We start from the raw sequence: 19,378 nt of genomic DNA, 5'->3' as shown, positions 1-19,378 counted from the left end.
ATTAATCTCTGAAATTTACAAACTGTAGTGGGATTTCAAATTCTTCATTCTTTAAAGAATTTATAATTGCTTGAAGATCATCCCGCTTTTTTCCTGACACCCTTACGCTGTCTCCTTGAATAGATCCTTGAGCTTTTATTTTTGAATCTTTAATGATTTTGATAATTTTTTTAGAAATTTCCTGACTTACCCCTTGGATAATGTTGGCATCTAATAGAGCCTTATTGTTGTTAGAAGTTTTTTCTCCAAACTCTAAAGCTTTTAAGTCAATAGATCGCTTCGAAAGACTTTCCTTTAAAATAGGTATCATTTGGTCAATTTGAAAAACTTCATTTGCCGAAAGTGAAAGTTTATTTTCTTTTATTTCAAACAAAGCATTTGCATTTTTAAAATCGAAACGATTAGAAATGACTCTATTTGATTGGTCGATTGCGTTTGTTAGCTCATGGTTGTCTACTTTAGATTCTATGTCAAAGGAAGGCATAACTAAATTTTAGATTTTATATAATCCCAGTCAAATTTTATTCCTGGATCAGTTTTTCTTTTTGGAGCTATCTCCGAATGCCCAACTATTCTCTCCTTGGTAATGTTTGGATATTTTCGCATCAATGAAGTCACTAACTTTATCAAAGTATTGTATTGATCTTTTTCATACTTTGAATCATCAGTTCCTTCAAGCTCGATACCTATAGAGAAATCATTACAATTTTCTCTATTTTCAAATGAAGAAACTCCGGCATGCCAGGCCTTTTTATCAATTGAAACAAATTGTTTTAAATTTCCAGTTCTTTCAATTAAAAAATGAGAGGAAACTTTTAAATTAGATATTTTCTTAAAATATTGATGCTTAGAAATATCTAATTTATTTAGAAAAAAGTCATCAATATTTTTTGCCCCAAACTCACCCGGAGGAAGACTTATGCAATGGATAACTACAAGATCTATAGAAGTATTTAAAGGTCTGTCCTCGAAATTTGGGGAAATTACTTTTTTTGCTTCAGCAATCCAGCCTGATTTAATCTGCATCTATTATTTTTGAGGCCAATAAATCTCCAGTAGCGGCGCCTAGAGTCCATCCTAAATGGCCATGCCCAGTGTTATAAAAAATGCCTTTAGCTTTACTTTCAAACACAAGCGGCATCATGTCAGGAGTCATAGGTCTCAAACCTGCCCAAGGTGTATAGTTTTCTGTGCTAACATTTGGAAAATATTCACGGACCCAAGCCAACAAAGGTCTTATTCTATCCTGTTTTATGTCCTTATTTTTTCCTGCTAACTCTGCGGTTCCTGCAACTCTTAGCCTGTTCCCAAGACGGCTAGAAACAATCTTTTTTGGGTCATCTAAAAGAGATACGTGTGGGGCTGAATTTTGAGAAACGCTGTCATCTAAGTGGATGGTCACACTGTAGCCCTTTACTGGATATACACGCATTTTATCTCCAAGACTGTCAGCAAATTTTTGAGTATCTATGCCGGCACAAATCGCGACTTTATCGAAATGAAATCCTTTAGTTTCTGTCTCCGTCGCTGCGGATAAAATCACCTTATCTCTATCTTTATAAATACTTTCAATTTCTGTATTAAAAAGTGATTTGACATCGTATTTTTTTTCTAAAAGTTTATGCATGTTTTTACAAAACTTATGAATATCTCCGCTAGCATCGGATTTCGTGTAAATTCCGCCGACTAATTTTTTTTTATTAGCGGTAGACTTGAAAGCCGGTTCTAGATCTTCAACTTGATCTGCATCTAGGACCTCCCATTCCATTCCTTCTTGATCAAGCCAGGATGCTTTTGAGGCGGCTGAATCTAACTCTTTTTGAGTATCATAAAAATGCAGAATACCTTTTTTTAATAGATCAAATTCAATTCCCTCCTCATCTGAAATTTTGTAATAAATCTCTCTCGCCCTTTTTGCTAACTCAATTGTTTCCTGAGTTTTCGACTTATGCTTTCCGTCAAAAGTAGCTACGAGAAATCCTAAAATCCACTTATATTTCTCAAGACTAGGAGAAGGATTGAATAATAAAGGTGCATCCTTTTTAAACATCCACTTCATGCCATTTAGAAGATTTTTTGGAGTATTCCATACCTCTGAGTTACTAGCACTCAATTGCCCTCCATTAGCATAGCTGGTGGCCATTGCAGGATACCTTCTTGAATCAATCAAAGTTACATCCATCCCGTTTTTTGCAAGAGAATAAGCGGTTGTCGTACCTGCAATACCAGCGCCAATAATTGCTACTTTTTTTTTCATCGCAACTCAATGGGTAATTTAAAAAATACTTTCTCTTTCAAACCTTCCATCTCTTCGTTAATTTGATACCCAAGCAAATTGCATTTCTTGACCATTTCTTGAACCAATTCTTCTGGAGCTGATGCTCCTGCAGTAATTCCAATCGTTTCTATATTTTTCAAGTCTAATAGATTTATTTTCTCTGGTTCGTCTAAAAGCACAGACTTAACTCCACAATTTTCTGCTAACTCTTTTAGCCTGGTTGAATTCGAGCTATTCTGAGATCCAACCACAATTATTAAATCCGATTCTAAAGCTAGTTGCTTTACGGCATCTTGTCTATTTTGAGTGGCATAGCATATGTCTTCAGATTTTGGCTCTTGCATTAGAGGAAATCTAGTCTTCAATTCTTCTACAATTTCTTCCGTATCTGAAACAGACAAAGTTGTTTGTGTTACTAAACATAAATTATCTGGTTGATTAACCTTTATAGTTTTAGCCTGTTCTAAATTTTCTACCAAATACATTTTTCCTCGAGAATGCTCCGGAAATCTTCCAAGAGTTCCTTCAACCTCTGGATGATTTTTATGACCAATCATAATTATGTCTTTACCTGCGCTAGCAAACCTAATAACTTCTTTGTGTACTTTTGAAACCAAAGGGCAAGTTGCATCAAAGAATTTTAATTTTCTATCTTCAGCTTCATTTTCTACAGATGCTGAAATTCCGTGTGCTGAGAAAATGGTAATGCCATCGTCAGGAATTTCTGATAGTTCTTCTACAAACACAGCACCTCTTGATTTGAGATCGTCAACTACTTTTCTGTTATGGACAACCTCATGTCTGACATAAACTGGATCATCGTAAATCTCTAATGCTTTCGAAACTATGTCAATTGCTCTATCTACCCCAGCACAAAAACCCCTTGGATTCGCTAGCTTAATTCTTTTCATAAGGCTTACTTTTCAGAGAAAAAATAACATACATTATCAATCCTATAGTGACATAAGAATCTGCTAAATTGAACACGTAAGGATTGAATGTTATATCAATAAAATCGATTACATATCCATACATCAATCTATCCAGTAAATTCCCCAATCCGCCTGCTAAAATCAGACTAAAACTCATTAACTGATTTTTTAATAGGATCTCTTTATGTGCTTTTAAAAAAATAAAATAAGCTAAATAAACACAAATAAAAAAAATTAAAACACCTATTAGAGCATTTAAATTTAAGCTTTCATCGTTCAAAAAGCTAAAAGCAAAGCCGTAGTTTTTAACAAACGTGAAGTTTAGGAAATAAAAGACTTCTAAGGATTGAAAAACTTCAAAATTTTTATAAATCCAAGCTTTAGATAATTGATCAAGACTTATCAATGAAGCTAATAAAACAACTAAAAAAAATTTCATTCAATCAGAAAAATAATCTTATTTCTCCAGAACCGTCTATGTTTTCTTGGCATCTCAAACAAATATTTTCGTCTTGATATTTTATTAGTCTATCTACGTGATGCCAGCATCTGTCGCACTTTTTGTTTGAACTTTTTGAGACTTTTATTTTTACTTCTTCGGATAAATTTTTTGAATTTTGTTCATCTAATTTTAAATCTACGTCAGAAGAAATGAACAGAAATTTTAACTCATCTTTAAGGTCGTTTAGCCTCATGAAAAGCCCATCATCACAACTCAGATCTACCTTAGCTTCTAAGGAAGATCCAATTTCATTTAAGTTTCTTTTTTCTTCAATTTCTTTATTTACCTCGTCTCTCAAAGAGATAAGTTTGACCCACAAATCTTCATCAATCTTGGAATCAAAAGTTTCCCAATCATTGAACCACTCACCTAGAAAAATTGAGGAACCTTCGCCACTCATTTCAACAAATGCTTCTTCGGCCGTGAAAGAGAGTATTGGAGCAATTAAAGTTACTAATGAAGAGTAAATTTGAAACATCGCTGATTGTGCTGACTTTCTTGCAACCCCGTCTCTCTTAGAAGTGTAAAGTCGATCTTTAATAATATCTAAGTAAAAACCGCCAAGTTCGTTGGTGCAAAAATTTAAAATTTTTTGGAAAGCTAAGTGAATTTCGTAACTGTCATAGTCTTTGATTACTTCTTCTTGGAGCTCTATTCCCTTCATGATAATCCACTTATCAAGTTCTGAATAATTCTCAGGATTTATCTTATCTCTTTGGAAATTAAATTCATTCAGGTTGCCCATTAAAAATCTCAGCGTATTTCTAATTCTTCTATAAGCATCGCTTGTTCTTTCAAGAGATTCTTCTGAAAAATTCATTTCATTTCTGAAATCTGTTGATGCTGTCCATGCTCTTAAAATATCTGCCCCCTTTTTATTCCATATAGATTGAGGTGAAATTACATTGCCTAGAGATTTAGACATTTTTCTACCATCGGCATCAACAACAAATCCATGCGTTAATGCTGTCCGATAAGGCGATTCATTATTAATTGCTAGACCAGTAAGTAGTGAAGATTGAAACCAACCTCTGTGTTGATCAGAACCTTCTAAATACAAATCCGCAGGGACTATTGAATCTTTTGCTTGGTAATTTGAACAATAATGAGTCACGCCAGAATCGAACCAAACGTCCAAGGTATCAGTAATTTTTTCATATTCATCGGAATCATCTCCTAAAAATTTCGATGGATCAGAGGTAAACCAACTTTCAGCACCATTTTTTTCAATTTCATCTGCAACCATTTCGATTATCTTTATTGTATCTTTATGAATCTTTCCGGAAGATTTATTTACAAATAAAGGAATTGGAGCTCCCCAATGTCTCTGTCTGGAGATACACCAATCAGGTCGTTCCGACATCATAGAATTTATTCTTGATTTACCCCAATCAGGTAACCAATTTATTTCCTCAATTTTTGATAGACATTCTTCAAGAAGTTTATTTTTATCCATAGAAATAAACCATTGAGGAGTAGCACGAAAAAAAAGTGGGGTTTTATGTCTCCAACAATGCGGAAAACTATGTCTAAACTTATTTTTTGAAAACAAAAGCTTCATTTTGTTTAACTCGTCTATAACAATTTCGTTTGCTTCATCTAATTTTTTTCCGCCTACAAATGGAGTATCTTTTGCAAATTTTCCATCAGCTTGAACTAGGCTAGAAGAATCAAAGTTATAATTTTTACATGCTTCATAATCTTCTAAACCATGAGCTGGAGCGGTATGAACAAGTCCCGTTCCCATTTCATCAGTAACATGGGAGCCTAAAATAATTGGAGACTCTTGATCCAACAAAGGATGCTTACAAACAATGCCTTCTAGTTCTTTTCCTAAGCTTTTTCCTAAAGAATTATTGTTGGTAACTTCATATCGTTCTAAGGTTTTTTCTTTAAGACTTGATGCAACAACTAAAATTAATTTTCTTTTATTAACCTCTAATTCAATTAGCTCATATTCTAGATCTGGATTAACAGATATAGCTTTATTAGCAGGAATAGTCCAGGGCGTTGTTGTCCATGAAGCAACATAACAGTCGAAATTTATTTTCAAGTTAAATACTTTCTCCAATAACTTAGAATCAACAGGGAATAAAAAATCAATAGCATTTGATTCTTTTTCAATGTATTCAACCTCCGCTTCTGCAAGAGCAGATGCACAATTTTCACACCAATAAACAGGTTTAAATCCCCTTGATAAATGCCCTGCTTCTATAACTTTTCCAAGCGCTCGAACAATATTTGCTTCGAATTCAAAGTCCATAGATTTGTATGGATTTTCCCAATCCCCTAGCACTCCAAGTCTAATAAAATCTTTTTTTTGAATGGCAACTTGTTGATTGGCATAATCTCTGCAACGAAGTCTAAATTCATCAATAGATAAATCCTTCTTAGCTTTTCCATATTTTTTTTCAACATTTAGCTCGATTGGAAGTCCGTGACAATCCCATCCTGGAACATAAGGCGCAGAATATCCAGAGAAATTTTTGGTCTTAATGATTATGTCTTTTAGAATTTTATTTACAGTGTGGCCTAAATGAATAGGCCCATTTGCATATGGAGGTCCATCATGAAGATTAAACGAAGGTTTGCCCTTATTCTTGTTTTGAATCAGTTGATATAGATTAATTTCTTTCCAATACTCTAATATTCCTGGTTCTTTTTGTGAAAGATTCGCTTTCATGGAAAACCTGGTAGTAGGTAAATTTAATGTTTCCTTAAGTTGTTTCACGAAATTAATAGATTTTTAGACAATTCAATATCTTTATGGATTTGCGATTTCAATTCTTCGAGGTTTGAAAACTTTTTTTCTTCTCTTATTTTATTACAAAATTCAACTTCAATTCTTTTCCCATATAAATTTTTATCGAAATCAAATATATGAACTTCTAAGACTGGATTTTCCCCACCAATGGTAGGTCTTATTCCCATATTTGCAATGCCCAAAAGAATTTCTTTTTCATAGTGAACTTTTACTGCATACACACCCTTTATAGGCAGGTTACTTTTAGGCAGCCACAAATTTGCTGTTGGAACTCCAATAGTTCTGCCTAAACTGTTTCCACTAACTACTTTGCCAGAAAAAGTATATCTTCTTCCGAGCAATTCAGCTGCCAATTCAAAATCATCTTTATCAAGTGCCTCCCTTATCCAGGAACTACTGTACCTTCTATCTCCCCTGAGATATGTTGGAGTTTGTTGAACAATAACATCATTAAGACTGCCCCAGTTTTCAAGCATCTCATAATCACCTTTTCTACGATTTCCAAACTTAAAGTCATCCCCGATAGTTAAATAATGAATGTTTAAATTTCCTAGAACGTTATTTATGAATTTTTCGGGGGTCATCGATTGTAATTTTTTGTTAAAGTTTAAATAGAAAGCAAAATCTACTCCTTGTGCTTTTAATCTTTGAAATTTATCACGCCAAGGCGATATTCTGCTTGGCTGAGACGAGGAATTAGAGCTTTCAGCAAAAAATTCTTTTGCATGTGGTTCAGTAAAAATTACCATTGTTTTTAGTTTTTTTTCATTAGCAATATTTTTCATGTCCGAAATAATTTTTTGATGCCCTAGATGTAGTCCATCAAAATTTCCTATGGTTGCAATGACTCTAAAATCAGAAAATCTTTCCTTAAAGAGATTTATGTTTTTAAGTCCTCTTATTAAATACATTGTTAAAAAGCCAATAAAATTTTTCTACTCAACAGCCAATACAAGCTTACAAAAAAGACTATTATGCTGCTAATAGAAGTTGCGAGAGCCAATCCAAAATGGCCTAAATCTATTATAAAAATAAAATAATAATTCAAGATCAAATTAGCTAAAAGTGATAACAATCCAGTATAAACAACCATATTTGTTTTTGAAATCGCAAAGAAAAGACTATTAAAATATTTTTGAGGTAATAAAAAGATGAGCGAAATAGCATACCCCTGAAGAGCTAAAAAAGTCATTCCTACATCAAAAGAAGAAAATTCACCTCTCTTAAAGAGGATTTCAATTATGTAGTCGCCAAGGAAGTAAGCCCCTAAGAAACATCCAAATCCCATTAAAAATAAAACTCTCAAAATTTTAAAACTATGTGAACTTATTTGTTTCATATCTTTTTGTATAAAAAGTTCTGTTAAGTTTGGTAAAGAAACAAGTGCAACTGCCACTCCGAACAGACCAAGAGGAAATTGAATTAGTCTCTCAGATAAATACAACCAAGTTGGGCTGCCAGTTATCAGAAATGAAGCGAATATCGTATCTACTAAAACATTTAACTGATAAACGCCAGCTGCGAAAATTGCGGGAATGAATTTGTTGAAGAAGGAATTGAGAATTTCACGATCAAAAGTCAATGTGAGTTTTGGAAAAATTCCGAAATAAGCCACAACAGAGAAATTTAAAATTAATTGAATCAGTCCAGCAGTTAATACTGAAATTCCTAAAACTTTTAAAGAAAGTTCAGCAAATGAAAAAGCGAAACAAATTAAACTAAGATTAAAAAAAATTGGAGTCGCAGCTACAAATTGAAAGATTTTCCTAGAATTTTGTATTGCCCCAAAAAATGCAGTAAGAGAAATCAAAAGTATGTAAGGGAATACAATTCTCAAAAAATTCGTGGCATCTAGAAACTTTTCTTCATCATAAATAAAACCAGGTGCAAAAAGGGAAACAAATAATTTAGGAAATACCTCAGCTAATCCAACAAAAATCAATAAAGAAAAAAGTAACAAAGAAAAAATTTGATTTAGAAAATTATTTATATTTTCTTTTGCTTCGATAATGCTTGGAACAAGAGATTGTGCCATTGCTCCTTCTCCAAAAAAACTCCTGAAGACATTAGGGATTCTGAATATTACAACGAATATGTCATAAATTTGTCCAGCTCCTAAAAAAGCCGCTAATGTTAGATCACGAAGATACCCAAAAACCCTTGAGATAAATGTGAAAAAAGAAAATCCAAAAGTTGACTTCCAAAAATTATTCACTGTTATAAGGCTCAAAAGACATCGCAACAGAATTCATGCAGTACCTCAATCCAGTTGGTTCGGGGCCATCAGGAAAAACATGGCCTAAATGAGCATCGCACCCATTGCACCTTACTTCAACCCTTACCATTCCATGAGAACGATCTTCAATATTTTTAACTGCAGTCTCATCGATTGGCATAAAAAAACTTGGCCACCCGGTCCCTGATTCAAATTTCGCTTGAGAAGAGAATAAATTTTGGCCACAACAAATACATTTATAAGTACCTTCTTCCTTGATGTTAAGCAAATCTCCACTAAAAGGTCTTTCGGTCCCCTGGTTTTGTGTTACTTCAAAAGCTTCTTTTGAAAGTTTTTCTTTTAAGTCTTTCATATGTTTATTATAAATTTTATTTCTCTTGAAACCTAAAGCCAAGGCAAGATAATTTTTCTTTATTTTCGTTAGAGGTGTTTGAAAGGTTCAAAGAGTAATTTCCAAATCCTAAACGCTCAAACTTTTTTCTAATTTCCTGAAAATACATTGAAAAATCTGAAATCGCTTCGTCCTGTTTTATTTTCTTTTTAAAAACATCACTATATTTTTTTATATCGAGAAACTGTTTCAAGAAATTAAAAGGAATCATAGTTTTTTCTATTTCTTCAGCTAAACTGATTTCGTCTACGTCGATATAGTGGAGATCAGGATCTAATTGTCTTGTTTTTTTTAATTCAAAAAAGTTAGATATTTCTTCAATTGCTAAATTTAGTGCATCAGATTTTGCTTCAAAAGAATTTCCTGCTATATGAGGAGTACTTAAAAAAGCATCGACTAAATCATCTTTATTTAATTTTGGCTCATTATTCCAAACATCAATTATCTGAACGCAATCATTTTCTTTTGCAATTTTTTTATAATTGACAACTTCGCCTCTCGAAGTGTTTATTAAAAGAGAATCACTGAATACGTTTTCTATTAACTCATGCGAAGGATACTTTCCATCTCTAGAATAAGAAGCATTAACTGAAACTATTGGACAATTTAGGACAGCATTTTTTATGCTTTCGTCATGGTTATAAAGATAAGGATCATAAGAAATTACTTCGTAACCCAAAAAAGAAAGATTATCTTTAATTTTTTTCCCAATGTTACCTTCGCCAATAATTCCAATTTTTTTTTCTGAGGAAAATTGTAAAGCGCAAACAGTGTACTCAAAAACCGCTTGGGCATTAGAACCCTTGGCAGATTGAAACTTTATTTCTTCCAAACAATCAAAATCAACATGATCTTCTCCTGATGTTAAAGAAAAAATTAACTTTAAGTTAGTACCACTTACTAATTCCTCATTGATTTTTGTCACCGATCTACTTATCAAGGCATCTGCATTTTTTAAATTACCATTAGTTATTTGATCATAAGGTAGTTTTAACAGCTCTATTTCTTCAGAATAATCAAAAGCCTTATCTAAGAAAGGAAGATCTTTGTCGGCTACAATTTTTATCATTGATCTTGTTGAGGAAAAAACTTACTTTTTATCCATCCATAAAAAGTGTTTTTCTTTAAACTAATTCTATCTATTTCTAAATACAATTCATCTAGAGCTTTAGGCGAAGAAAACATTTCGGCTCTAGATACTTGTTTTTCTTTTGGATCAAGCTCTTTTATTATTTCTGCTGGATTTCCCGCAACAATGACATTCTCTGGAATATCTTTCACAACGACCGCTCTTGCGCCTACAATTGAATTTTTGCCTATAGTTACTCCCTTGCTAACAATTGCGCCATCTCCTATCCATACATTATCTTCTAGCGTAACTTGTTTTGATTGTCCAACCGGGAGAGCCCGATCATAAATTCCATGCCAATCGGAATCGGAGATATATGCGCTGTTAGCGAACATACAAGAATTTCCTATTTTAATTTTGGTAGCAGCAGAAACTCTTACGCCAGGGCTAAATAAACAAAAATCACCTATCTCAATTTTTCCGTCATAATCGCCCGCGTTCCAAGTAGTCAGATGAATATGAGAATCTGGAGCGGAAATAAAAGTAGCGAAATCTCCTACAGAAATTCCGTTGCCATTAATATGCAAGTATTTGACACCTAAAATTAGTGGGCCTGATCCTATTTTCTCAAATTGAGGACTAATTTTATATTGGATATATTTTTGATCGAACCACCAGTGAATCCGTTTCAACCAAAAAGGTCTATTGTCTCGCCTAATTTTTTATCTCCAAATTAAATTTCAAGTAGTATCATACCCTACCTTTATGAAAGCAACTGAAGACAGAAATATTGTCGAGCCTATTGGAAGTGACAATAAAATTAGATTTGAGTTAAAAATTTTTGCTTCTTTAGCGATCCCGATCTTTTTTTCACAATTGGCTTCTCATGCCACCGGAGTGATTGCTGCATTAATGACAGGGAACTACAGTACTGTAGATCAAGCTGCAGTGGCAACAGGAAATATGCTTTTTTGGCCTGTCTTCTTTGGAGTCGGAGGGAGCCTATTTATTGTTACTGCTTATGTAGCTCAATTTTATGGTGCAAAAAAATTTGAAGAAATTGGGCCCCATGTAAAACAGGCTTTTTGGTTGTGCATTCCTTTGATAGCTTTGGTTTCTATTTATTTAATTTTCGCAGGAAATCTACTAGACTTTTTTAAAACTCCAGAAAATGTACAGAAAATAACCAAAAATTACCTTCTAGGTTTATTAGTTGGAACTCCTGCATTATTTCTTTTTCAGCCGTTAAAGTCATTTAGCGAAGGCATTACAAGACCTGTACCAATTACTGTTATCAACTTAGGCATGGTTACGCTCAACGCGGCTTTGAACTATCTATTTATCTTTGGCAAATTTGGTTTTCCTGAAATGGGGGGCAGTGGTTGCGGTGTATCATTTGCTATCTCCACATGGTCAGCTTTATTGGCTTTAATAATATACATTTACTTCTCCAAACCTTATCAAGGAGCAAACTTGTTTAAAGGTTATACGCCTCCAGATCTTAGGAAAATGGGTGAAATTTTCAAACTAGGCTTTCCAATTGGAGCTTGTATTTTTGTTGAATTTGGACTTTTTAGTGGAAGCGGATTGTTATTAAGCAATCTTGGTCAGAATACAATTGCTTCTCACGCCATAGCTATGCAAGTTACAACAGTGACATTTATGTTGCCTCTCTCGATAGGTTTGGCTGCTGCAGTAAGATCTGGAAACCTTTTAGGAGCAGGAGAATTCGTTAGAGCAAGATACTCATCCTTTTTTGCTATCATCGTAGCAGTCATCTTGGCTTCATTTAATTTCGTTTTACTTTTAAATTATGGAACTTTCTTTGCTTCTTTTTTTAATACTGATCCAATTGTAACCTCTCTAGCTGGTTCATTAATTTTTATAGCTGCCTTCATGCAATTATCTGATGGTATAAGTTTTACTGGTCAAGGTGCGCTAAGAGGTTATAAAGACACTCTGGCTCCTCTATATATAATGATTGTCGCTTTTTGGTGTTTTGGCCTACCTGTGGGATATATTTTAGGCCTGACAGATTTAGTTATTCCTGAAAAAGGTGCTATTGGTATGTGGATTGGACTTTGCCTAGGCGTTTTACTTGCATCAATTTTAGTTTTTTTCAGACTTGATAAGACTTCAAAAAGAGCAATTGAAGACAGTGATTTTAAGGTTGTTTAAAAAAAATAAAATAAATTAAAATTAATAAATGAAAATTGTAGTTGTTAGTGGTGGTTTTGATCCAATCCATTCTGGACACATAGCATACTTAGAAGAAGCAAAGAAACTTGGAGACACCTTAATTGTTGCTTTGAATAGTGATGATTGGTTGATAAAGAAAAAAGGTAAATTTTTTATGCCGTTTACAGAAAGAGAAATAATTATAAAAAATTTAAAACCTGTCGATGATGTTATTTCCTTTGAGGACGATGATTTGGGCAGCTGCATAGATGCGCTCAATAAAACAAAATTAAAATATCCTGATGAAGAAATATTGTTTTGTAATGGAGGAGACAGAAATAAAGGAAACATTCCAGAGATGGAAGTTTCTGATGTCACCTTTCATTTTGGAGTAGGAGGAGACCACAAAAAGAATTCTTCAAGTTGGATCTTAAAAGACTTCGAATATTCTTCAGAAGATAGAGTATGGGGCAAGTTTTATAATCTATTCACTGATAAAAACTTAAAACTCAAAGAATTAATTATAGATTCAAAAAAAGGAATGAGCTTTCAAAGACATTTTCATAGAAATGAAATTTGGTTCGTTTCAAAAGGCAAGTGCCTAATTAATTTCAGCAAAGTAGATGCCGAAAACTTCCAATCAATTGAATTAAATAAAGAACAAGTATTTCATGTTGAAAAAGAAGCGTGGCACCAAATCACAAACCCTTTCGATGAATCATGTCACATTATAGAAATCCAGTATGGAGAAAAAACCGATGAAGATGACATAGAGAGACTAAGGTTTTACGATAATGAAAATTAATGCTAAGGGATTAATTTGCCCCGAACCTATAATGTTGCTGCATAGAGCCATCCACGAGGCTTCATCGGGAGATGTCATTGAATTAATAGCTACAGATCCTACAGCTGAAAAAGATGTTGAAAAATTCTGTGAATATCTAAATCATGAATTAGTTTCTAAAAAGATTTCAGATGGTTTACTTGAATTTAAAGTAAAAAAAATTACTTAAATTATTACTCCCTATCTCTCAATTTTTCTAGGCTTATTTTGTCCTTTAAACTCATAATGTAGGCAGCTCCAGCCAAAATAATTACCGCAGAAGCTTCGGCAATGATTATTAATGCATCCATGTCTTTATTTTGCATCACTATCAATCTGCAAAGGGCGGTAATCGCGATGATAATTGGCAAAGTTACAGGAATTCTTTTTGAGCTATAAAAAGCCGCAACCATTGCAAGAATCTCGGTAAATATAAAGAGCAAAAATAAATCTGCGAGCATAATTTGCATTGACAAATACATACTGTATAAGTGCTGTCCCGCTGCTATGCAAGTAGCTACTCCTATAATTGCCAAGAGCACCTTTTCACTCACTACCGTTATCAAATGCGTTCTATCCATTATATTTCTCCCTAAAATTAATCCTTACTTAATTTCTAATTGAGCCAGACCAATTTAATTTTTTAAAGTTTTTATCCTCTTCTTCTAGAATCACGATGCCATATTCTTCCCTTAGATCACAAATTTTCTTATCTAAGTATTCTTTTGGAAATTTAAAAGGCCACTTTTTTTTCATTACTTTTTTATGTTTAAAAATTATCCTTAGTTTGGTTGGGAAAACGCTAAAAAAAAGTTTAATAAATTTTAAAACACCAACTTCCCTAAGAAGTTTTTTGTATAAATCTTTTATCTCAGGTTGTTTTGAATAAGACATTAAATATTTTAATTCGAAAGAAGAACACCAAAGCACCCATGAGTCGAGTAGGCTTTCCTCTTCTAGAGAAGTGTCCAAACCAAAAATAACGTGTGTTGCGTCATGATCCATGACAATTGTTGAGTCAGACAGTGCAGTCAGAATCTCTTTTCCATTGGCCACTAAGTAGCTATTATATTCTTCAATTCCCTCCCTAAGAGTAATATTGCAATTTTGTTCTTTAAAAGAAAGCATTACAAAATAAATTATACCTAGGTCTTGAAATTTTAGGTAGAAACCATATTTAAACCATGTTGATGCCTTTTAGGGTCAATGTAATTTTAACTTGCTTAAACAAAAGGAGTAAAAAATGATTAATAATACATTTGAACTTTTATGGAGAGACATCTCTCCTTTCTCGGTGGGATTTGACCGAACAATTGACACTTTGTCTTTGTTGGCAAACTCTAAACAAACTTCTAATTACCCTCCTTACAACATTAGAAAGGTAACTGAAGAACAATATACTATCGAACTTGCTGTTGCCGGTTTTGAAGAGAGTGAAATTGACATTGAGGCTGTCGGTGAAAACTTAACCATTACTGGATCTAAAGACAAAGATGCAAGTGAAGGAATTGTTCATCAAGGTCTTGCAGCTAGAAACTTTGTGAAAAAGTTTGTGCTCTCAGATGACATGGTGATTAAAGGAGCAGCTTTAAATAATGGCATGCTCTACATCGGTCTTGAAAGGGTAATTCCTGATGATCAAAAACCTAGAAAAATTGACTTCACCACAAAAAGTAAACTTTTAGGTTAAAAAAAAGGGGGCTGAAAAGCCCCTTTTTTTATAAGATAGTTTTTAGTGGATAAAAATAAACTAATTCTTTGGGGAGCGGGCACAGCTAGAACTCTTAGACCAATTTGGATGGCCGAAGAACTAACAATTGATTATGAGTTGAAACCGATTGGACCAAGAACTGGAGAGACTCTTACCAAAGAATATTCCTCTCTTAATCCAAAACAAAAAATTCCGTTTATGCAACATGGAGATTTAAGCCTCTCAGAAAGTGTTGCAATTTGTAGGTATTTACAAAACACCTTCCCTTCAAAAAATTTATTTATACCTGGCACTAATTCTGAATTGGCAAAAGAAGATGAATGGTGCAGCTATATTTATGGAGAAGTTGACGAAACGAGTCTTTACGTAATGCGCCGTCATTACGATTTAAAGGAAATTTATGGAGAGGCGCCTGATGTTGTGCTTTCCTGTAGAGAATATCTTAAACGGCATTTTAAAGTAATTGAAAAACACCTAGAGAATAATGAAACTCTTTTATCCGGTGGCTTTGGTTTAGCAGATATTTTGTTGATGTCTTGCTTAGATTGGGCTATTTTTTATGAGTTTGATTTGTCTAAAAATATTACAATCTATAGAGAAAATATTTCGAAAAGAGAGGCTTACAAAAAAGCTATGGAAGTAAATTATGGAGGTTAATAAATGGGGCCACTAACAGGCTTGAAAGTTCTAGATTTAACAGGCATGGTTTCAGGACCAGTTGCCGCAATGATGCTTGCCGATCAAGGGGCAGAAGTTATAAAAGTTGAGCCTATATCCGGTGAACTCGTTAGGCATATGGCGGCTCCACACAACGGAATAAATCCAGTTTTTTTTTCATGCAACCGAGGAAAAAAATCCATTGCTGTAGACTTAAAGACTAAAGAAGGAAAGGATATTCTCTTTAAATTAGCTGCCGAAGCTGACGTGTTTATGCAAAATTTTAGGCCGGGAGCCATTGAAAGAATGGGCTTTGGAGAAAAAGAAATTAGAGCAATCAACGAAAAGATAATTTATGTATCAATTAGTGGATTTGGTAACAGGGGGCCCTATGCAAATTCAAGGGTTTATGACCCAATAATTCAAGCCTTATCAGGGGCTACAGACATACAAGCCGATCGTGAAACAGGTCAACCCAAAATGTTTAGAATAATCATAGCCGACAAAGTTACGGCTTTAACAACTGCCCAAGCCATATCGTCTGCTCTGTATGCAAGAGAAAAACATGGAACTGCACAACATATTGAAATATCAATGCTGGATTGTATGATTTCTTTTTTCTGGCCAGAAGGAATGGCTGGCATCGTATACGCAGAAAATGAAATAGATGTAAGGAAGCTCCAAGGCACTCAAGATCTCATTTATAAAGCTCAAGATAGGTACATAACTGCAGGAGCAGTTTCTGATGCTGAATGGAAAGGAATGTGTAAAGCTTTAAAGAGAGAAGATTTAATAGACGATGAAAGGTTTTCTAGCCCTGCGGGAAGAGTAACAAATGCTCAGATTAGAAAACAAATCACTGGAGAAGAAATCAGTAAATGGAAAGGATCAGAAATACTTAGGAGGCTTCAAGAAGAAGGAGTGCCAAGCGCCCCGCTGCTTGATCGAATGGAACTATTAGACAATGAACAAATTTTGGCAAATGAATCTATCTCTCGAATAAACATTGATGGCTTCGGAGAAGTCAGACAAGCAAGACCAGCTGCTAGATTCAGTAAAACGCCTAGTGAGCTTTCTCGACCGGCACCAATGCTTGGTGAACATAGCCAAGAGATCGTATCTTCTCTGGGAGTAGATGAGGCGATAATAAAAAGTTTGATAGAAAAAAAAGTCATCGCGATAAGTTAAAATTAATTTAACTATCTTTACTAAGCTTTCTTTTTACATTTACCTGAAGAATTTCCTAACCAATTCAAACTTATTTTTTCTTCTGAATAAATCTCTATTCCTTTTTCAAAACTTTTCTCGTCAACGTTCAAATTAAAATACTTTATTTCTTTGTAGCCTTCATCATTCAGTGACTTGGTTTCATGCCTAAGTTTAAGAATTCCATTATTTTCAACTGCAGTTTTAGTTTCCGATGTTTTAATGTTTGCACCATTAAAACTCTCTTCAAAGTTAGGATATTTATCTCCATTCAAAAAATAGTTACTTCCTTTTTTTATTATTTGATAGCTTTTATATAATCCAGATTTGCATTTTACGTTTCCTGATCTCCCAATCTCAAAGGATTTGAATAAACCTTCCCGGCAACCGCATTTAAAAGTGAAGTCATTGTAAGAATCAATTTCACTCGAAGTATCTAAAGAAGACGAAGAGAAGATAAAATTTGAAAAAAATAAGAAAAAGACAAAATTTTTTTTAATCATACTTAAATTAGTTTGGTCGGGACGGCAGGATTTGAACCTGCGACCACTTGACCCCCAGTCAAGTGCGCTACCAGGCTGCGCTACGCCCCGAATGTTTCAAAGGCTTTAATTATAACTTTCCTAGTCTCAATTGGGTCAATCACTGCATCCATTTCTAGATAAGAAGCTGCCTCAGTCGCTTTTCCAACTTCATACATTTTTGCTAATAGTTTTTCATACAAAGCATTCCTTTTTTCTTCAGTCTCTTCTGCAGCTAATTCTTTTTTAAAACCCAATTTAACGTATCCTTCTAATCCCATGCCTCCAAATTCGCCATTTGGCCAAGAAGCAGTATAAATTGGATCAACAAAACTTCCTCCAGTCATTGCCATGGCTCCAAGGCCATAACCTCTTCTTAAAACAATTGCAACGAGAGGAGAATCAACTTTAGCTCCTCGCTTGAAGAAATTGCCCATTCGCCTAAAAGCGCCTTGGGTTTCACTATCTGGTCCCACCATGAAACCAGGAGTATCGACCAAAGAAATAATAGGTAAATTATGCAAGTTACAAATTTCTAAAAAGTTTGCGACCTTATCAGATGCTTCAGAATCAATTGCCCCTCCTAACTGTTGGCAATCACTAGCAATGAGAGCGAAAGGCCTCCCTTCAAGCCTAATAAAACCAGTGATCACACTTCTTCCAAAAACCTTTTTTAACTCTAAAAAAGATTCTTTATCGGCAAGTGTTTCAATAATTTCTCTCACCGGAAATCCCATTCTTCGGTCTTCAGGGATTACGTTTCGTAACTTAGATTGCTCATTTTCTTCCCAATCAGTTATTTTTCCTTGAAAATAAGAAAGTAATTTTTTTACCACCTCAGTTCCATCTGCTTCATCTTCAGCTAAGTAATCTAGATGTCCGTTTTTAAAATGCATATCTGCTGGTCCAATGTCTTCTGGTTTAAATATTCCTAGTCCACCGCCTTCAATCATTGCTGGTCCTGCCATCCCTATCCAAGATTTTTTAGTCGCTATACAAAAGTCAGCTGAGCCAAATAAGGCTGCATTGCCAGCAAAACAATAACCATTATTTAACGCAATTTTAAGAGATTCTCCTGTTAGGGCCGCCCAATTTGTAAAAGAAGTAATATTAAGTCCAGCAATCTGAGTGGAAATATCTGTATCTGCTGGCCTGCCTCCACCTCCTTCGGTATACATTATTACTGGTAATTTTGAATCTATTGCAAGTTCACATGCTCGATCGAGTTTTTTATGATGAAAGAATCCTTGAGTTCCAGCTAAAACTGAATAGTCATTGATGATCGCTATAGCATTAGAGTTTTCCGAACCGACAAGCTCTGAATTAATTTTACACATACCCGTAATAATCCCGTCGGCTGCTGTTTCAGTCATCAAGTCTTCATAGTCACGTCTATTTCTTTGGGCTGCAACGGCTAATTGTCCATACTCAATAAAAGAGTCATGATCTACTAAATCCTCAAGATTTTCCCTGGCGGTTCTATATCCTTTAGACTGTCTTTTTGATTTGGCAACAGCCCTTTTTTTATCAAGAGTTTTCTCAATACGACTGTTCAGCTTTTCTAAGGAAGTTTTTTTTTCGTTAGTCATTCTCTGATATTGCTATCAATTAAAACTGCTATTAAAAGAGCTGGTTCACTTCCTGTATTTGCCCAAGCGTGATTGGTTCCGCGCTGCACCACTACGTCAAATGGTTTTAAAGCAACCTCTTCTTCATCTAAAATTAGATTAACCTCGCCTTTAAGAAGAATTATGTAATCGACAGTCTCAGTTTTGTGCATCGCAGGATGTCTAGAAGTATCTACTCTATGGTGAGCAGCCCCCATCTTTTCAAAAGCGTCAGCCGTTGCTTGTTCGATGAATTCAGGCGAGACTCCCTCGGGTAATGGATTAATTTGAAAATACCTAAATTTAGTTCCACCAGAAGGGGGAGAAAGAATTACTTCTGAGTCAGCTCTATCAGTTGTATCCAAAGAATTTACATCCTTTCCATCAGTATTCCAGAGCTCAAACAATCCTCCAACGTCTTCACCTAAGGATCTCGCGGGAGGACCATCTATATTTATAATTGATTTGCCCTCTTTATTATGTCCCGTAACTATTCTTCTCAT

22 protein-coding genes and 1 tRNA gene are annotated in these 19,378 nt (G+C 34.4%); 6 read left to right on the top strand and 17 right to left on the bottom strand.

Features of this window, described 5'->3' with window-relative positions:
• Position 1 precedes the first annotated feature (1 nt).
• From M9C82_01385 to M9C82_01335, 11 genes are read right to left on the bottom strand one after another with little or no spacing between them, the layout of a single operon-like run.
• Positions 2-484, bottom strand: a complete 483-nt coding sequence (locus M9C82_01385; protein URQ73813.1) for a YajQ family cyclic di-GMP-binding protein — start codon at positions 482-484, stop codon at positions 2-4.
• 2 nt (positions 485-486) lie between these two features.
• Positions 487-1,026 carry a 1,6-anhydro-N-acetylmuramyl-L-alanine amidase AmpD gene (gene ampD, locus M9C82_01380; protein URQ73812.1) on the bottom strand — a complete coding sequence of 180 codons (540 nt, stop codon included), beginning with the start codon at positions 1,024-1,026 and terminating at the stop codon, positions 487-489.
• Positions 1,016-2,257, bottom strand: a complete 1,242-nt coding sequence (locus tag M9C82_01375; protein ID URQ73811.1) for a D-amino acid dehydrogenase — start codon at positions 2,255-2,257, stop codon at positions 1,016-1,018. Before M9C82_01375 ends, ampD begins: the two co-directional genes overlap by 11 nt.
• Entirely contained in the window at positions 2,254-3,189 is a 936-nt protein-coding gene (ispH, locus tag M9C82_01370; GenBank protein ID URQ73810.1) for a 4-hydroxy-3-methylbut-2-enyl diphosphate reductase, read from the bottom strand. Before ispH ends, M9C82_01375 begins: the two co-directional genes overlap by 4 nt.
• On the bottom strand, positions 3,176-3,649 hold the full coding sequence (lspA, locus tag M9C82_01365; GenBank protein ID URQ73809.1) for a signal peptidase II: 474 nt from the start codon (positions 3,647-3,649) through the stop codon (positions 3,176-3,178). Before lspA ends, ispH begins: the two co-directional genes overlap by 14 nt.
• 4 nt (positions 3,650-3,653) lie before the next feature.
• A complete protein-coding gene (gene ileS, locus M9C82_01360) occupies positions 3,654-6,443 on the bottom strand; it encodes an isoleucine--tRNA ligase (GenBank protein URQ73808.1) in 2,790 nt (929 codons plus the stop codon).
• Positions 6,440-7,387 (bottom strand): bifunctional riboflavin kinase/FAD synthetase, encoded by a 948-nt coding sequence (ribF, locus tag M9C82_01355; protein ID URQ73807.1) that lies wholly within the window; start codon positions 7,385-7,387, stop codon positions 6,440-6,442. The genes ileS and ribF overlap by 4 nt, the downstream gene beginning before the upstream one ends.
• 2 nt (positions 7,388-7,389) lie before the next feature.
• Positions 7,390-8,691, bottom strand: coding sequence for a murein biosynthesis integral membrane protein MurJ (murJ, locus tag M9C82_01350; GenBank protein ID URQ73806.1), 1,302 nt, complete (start codon positions 8,689-8,691; stop codon positions 7,390-7,392).
• On the bottom strand, positions 8,684-9,064 hold the full coding sequence (gene msrB, locus M9C82_01345; protein URQ73805.1) for a peptide-methionine (R)-S-oxide reductase MsrB: 381 nt from the start codon (positions 9,062-9,064) through the stop codon (positions 8,684-8,686). Before msrB ends, murJ begins: the two co-directional genes overlap by 8 nt.
• A gap of 16 nt (positions 9,065-9,080) precedes the next feature.
• Positions 9,081-10,172, bottom strand: coding sequence for a hypothetical protein (locus M9C82_01340; protein ID URQ73804.1), 1,092 nt, complete (start codon positions 10,170-10,172; stop codon positions 9,081-9,083).
• The gene (locus M9C82_01335; GenBank protein URQ73803.1) at positions 10,169-10,864 is read right to left on the bottom strand and encodes an acyltransferase; all 696 of its coding nucleotides are present in this window, start codon (positions 10,862-10,864) and stop codon (positions 10,169-10,171) included. Before M9C82_01335 ends, M9C82_01340 begins: the two co-directional genes overlap by 4 nt.
• Before the next feature lie 73 nt (positions 10,865-10,937).
• Between M9C82_01335 and M9C82_01330 the strand changes: the two genes are divergently transcribed.
• Genes M9C82_01330 through M9C82_01320 form a run of 3 tightly spaced genes read left to right on the top strand, consistent with a single transcriptional unit; the run spans position 10,938 to position 13,363 of the window.
• The gene (locus M9C82_01330; protein URQ73802.1) at positions 10,938-12,350 is read left to right on the top strand and encodes an MATE family efflux transporter; all 1,413 of its coding nucleotides are present in this window, start codon (positions 10,938-10,940) and stop codon (positions 12,348-12,350) included.
• 28 nt (positions 12,351-12,378) lie between these two features.
• Complete coding sequence (locus tag M9C82_01325; GenBank protein ID URQ73801.1) at positions 12,379-13,155, top strand: adenylyltransferase/cytidyltransferase family protein; 777 nt, start codon at positions 12,379-12,381, stop codon at positions 13,153-13,155.
• The gene (locus M9C82_01320) at positions 13,145-13,363 is read left to right on the top strand and encodes a sulfurtransferase TusA family protein (protein URQ73800.1); all 219 of its coding nucleotides are present in this window, start codon (positions 13,145-13,147) and stop codon (positions 13,361-13,363) included. The genes M9C82_01325 and M9C82_01320 overlap by 11 nt, the downstream gene beginning before the upstream one ends.
• Positions 13,364-13,367: 4 nt before the next feature.
• Here M9C82_01320 and M9C82_01315 read toward each other — a convergent pair whose 3' ends face one another.
• Both M9C82_01315 and M9C82_01310 read right to left on the bottom strand, forming a co-directional pair.
• Entirely contained in the window at positions 13,368-13,754 is a 387-nt protein-coding gene (locus M9C82_01315) for a phosphate-starvation-inducible PsiE family protein (protein ID URQ73799.1), read from the bottom strand.
• 28 nt (positions 13,755-13,782) lie between these two features.
• The gene (locus M9C82_01310; protein URQ73798.1) at positions 13,783-14,301 is read right to left on the bottom strand and encodes a hypothetical protein; all 519 of its coding nucleotides are present in this window, start codon (positions 14,299-14,301) and stop codon (positions 13,783-13,785) included.
• Positions 14,302-14,416: 115 nt separating this feature from the next.
• On the opposite strand from M9C82_01310, the gene M9C82_01305 reads away from it, so the two are divergent.
• The 3 genes from M9C82_01305 to M9C82_01295 are packed head-to-tail and all read left to right on the top strand — an operon-like array spanning position 14,417 to position 16,729.
• Positions 14,417-14,863, top strand: a complete 447-nt coding sequence (locus tag M9C82_01305; GenBank protein URQ73797.1) for an Hsp20 family protein — start codon at positions 14,417-14,419, stop codon at positions 14,861-14,863.
• A 45-nt stretch (positions 14,864-14,908) separates the two neighbouring features.
• Positions 14,909-15,541 (top strand): glutathione S-transferase family protein, encoded by a 633-nt coding sequence (locus M9C82_01300; GenBank protein ID URQ73796.1) that lies wholly within the window; start codon positions 14,909-14,911, stop codon positions 15,539-15,541.
• A 3-nt stretch (positions 15,542-15,544) separates the two neighbouring features.
• Complete coding sequence (locus tag M9C82_01295; GenBank protein ID URQ73795.1) at positions 15,545-16,729, top strand: CoA transferase; 1,185 nt, start codon at positions 15,545-15,547, stop codon at positions 16,727-16,729.
• A gap of 20 nt (positions 16,730-16,749) precedes the next feature.
• Here M9C82_01295 and M9C82_01290 read toward each other — a convergent pair whose 3' ends face one another.
• The 4 genes from M9C82_01290 to M9C82_01275 all read right to left on the bottom strand — a co-directional run bounded on the left by M9C82_01290 (position 16,750) and on the right by M9C82_01275 (position 19,378).
• Positions 16,750-17,250 carry a hypothetical protein gene (locus tag M9C82_01290; protein ID URQ73794.1) on the bottom strand — a complete coding sequence of 167 codons (501 nt, stop codon included), beginning with the start codon at positions 17,248-17,250 and terminating at the stop codon, positions 16,750-16,752.
• A 13-nt stretch (positions 17,251-17,263) separates the two neighbouring features.
• A tRNA-Pro gene (locus M9C82_01285) sits at positions 17,264-17,340 on the bottom strand.
• Complete coding sequence (locus M9C82_01280; GenBank protein URQ73793.1) at positions 17,331-18,857, bottom strand: biotin carboxylase; 1,527 nt, start codon at positions 18,855-18,857, stop codon at positions 17,331-17,333. The genes M9C82_01285 and M9C82_01280 overlap by 10 nt, the downstream gene beginning before the upstream one ends.
• On the bottom strand, positions 18,854-19,378 hold the full coding sequence (locus M9C82_01275; protein URQ73792.1) for a cupin domain-containing protein: 525 nt from the start codon (positions 19,376-19,378) through the stop codon (positions 18,854-18,856). The genes M9C82_01280 and M9C82_01275 overlap by 4 nt, the downstream gene beginning before the upstream one ends.

It is taken from the genome of SAR86 cluster bacterium (genome assembly GCA_023703675.1).
GTDB lineage: Bacteria > Pseudomonadota > Gammaproteobacteria > Magnimaribacterales > AG-339-G14 > AG-339-G14.
The sequence above is the reverse complement of the archived record's forward strand: the minus strand, read 5'-3'. Positions and strand labels throughout refer to the sequence as shown.

Bases quoted from the DNA above. Each gene is read 5' to 3' on its own strand.
- M9C82_01385 (URQ73813.1), bottom strand. From the start codon at position 484: ATGCCTTCCTTTGACATAGAATCTAAAGTAGACAACCATGAGCTAACA.
- ampD (URQ73812.1), bottom strand. From the start codon at position 1,026: ATGCAGATTAAATCAGGCTGGATTGCTGAAGCAAAAAAAGTAATTTCC.
- M9C82_01375 (URQ73811.1), bottom strand. From the start codon at position 2,257: ATGAAAAAAAAAGTAGCAATTATTGGCGCTGGTATTGCAGGTACGACA.
- ispH (URQ73810.1), bottom strand. From the start codon at position 3,189: ATGAAAAGAATTAAGCTAGCGAATCCAAGGGGTTTTTGTGCTGGGGTA.
- lspA (URQ73809.1), bottom strand. From the start codon at position 3,649: ATGAAATTTTTTTTAGTTGTTTTATTAGCTTCATTGATAAGTCTTGAT.
- ribF (URQ73807.1), bottom strand. From the start codon at position 7,387: ATGTATTTAATAAGAGGACTTAAAAACATAAATCTCTTTAAGGAAAGA.
- msrB (URQ73805.1), bottom strand. From the start codon at position 9,064: ATGAAAGACTTAAAAGAAAAACTTTCAAAAGAAGCTTTTGAAGTAACA.
- M9C82_01340 (URQ73804.1), bottom strand. From the start codon at position 10,172: ATGATAAAAATTGTAGCCGACAAAGATCTTCCTTTCTTAGATAAGGCT.
- M9C82_01330 (URQ73802.1), top strand. From the start codon at position 10,938: ATGAAAGCAACTGAAGACAGAAATATTGTCGAGCCTATTGGAAGTGAC.
- M9C82_01325 (URQ73801.1), top strand. From the start codon at position 12,379: ATGAAAATTGTAGTTGTTAGTGGTGGTTTTGATCCAATCCATTCTGGA.
- M9C82_01320 (URQ73800.1), top strand. From the start codon at position 13,145: ATGAAAATTAATGCTAAGGGATTAATTTGCCCCGAACCTATAATGTTG.
- M9C82_01315 (URQ73799.1), bottom strand. From the start codon at position 13,754: ATGGATAGAACGCATTTGATAACGGTAGTGAGTGAAAAGGTGCTCTTG.
- M9C82_01310 (URQ73798.1), bottom strand. From the start codon at position 14,301: ATGCTTTCTTTTAAAGAACAAAATTGCAATATTACTCTTAGGGAGGGA.
- M9C82_01305 (URQ73797.1), top strand. From the start codon at position 14,417: ATGATTAATAATACATTTGAACTTTTATGGAGAGACATCTCTCCTTTC.
- M9C82_01295 (URQ73795.1), top strand. From the start codon at position 15,545: ATGGGGCCACTAACAGGCTTGAAAGTTCTAGATTTAACAGGCATGGTT.
- M9C82_01290 (URQ73794.1), bottom strand. From the start codon at position 17,250: ATGATTAAAAAAAATTTTGTCTTTTTCTTATTTTTTTCAAATTTTATC.
- M9C82_01280 (URQ73793.1), bottom strand. From the start codon at position 18,857: ATGACTAACGAAAAAAAAACTTCCTTAGAAAAGCTGAACAGTCGTATT.
- M9C82_01275 (URQ73792.1), bottom strand. From the start codon at position 19,378: ATGAGAAGAATAGTTACGGGACATAATAAAGAGGGCAAATCAATTATA.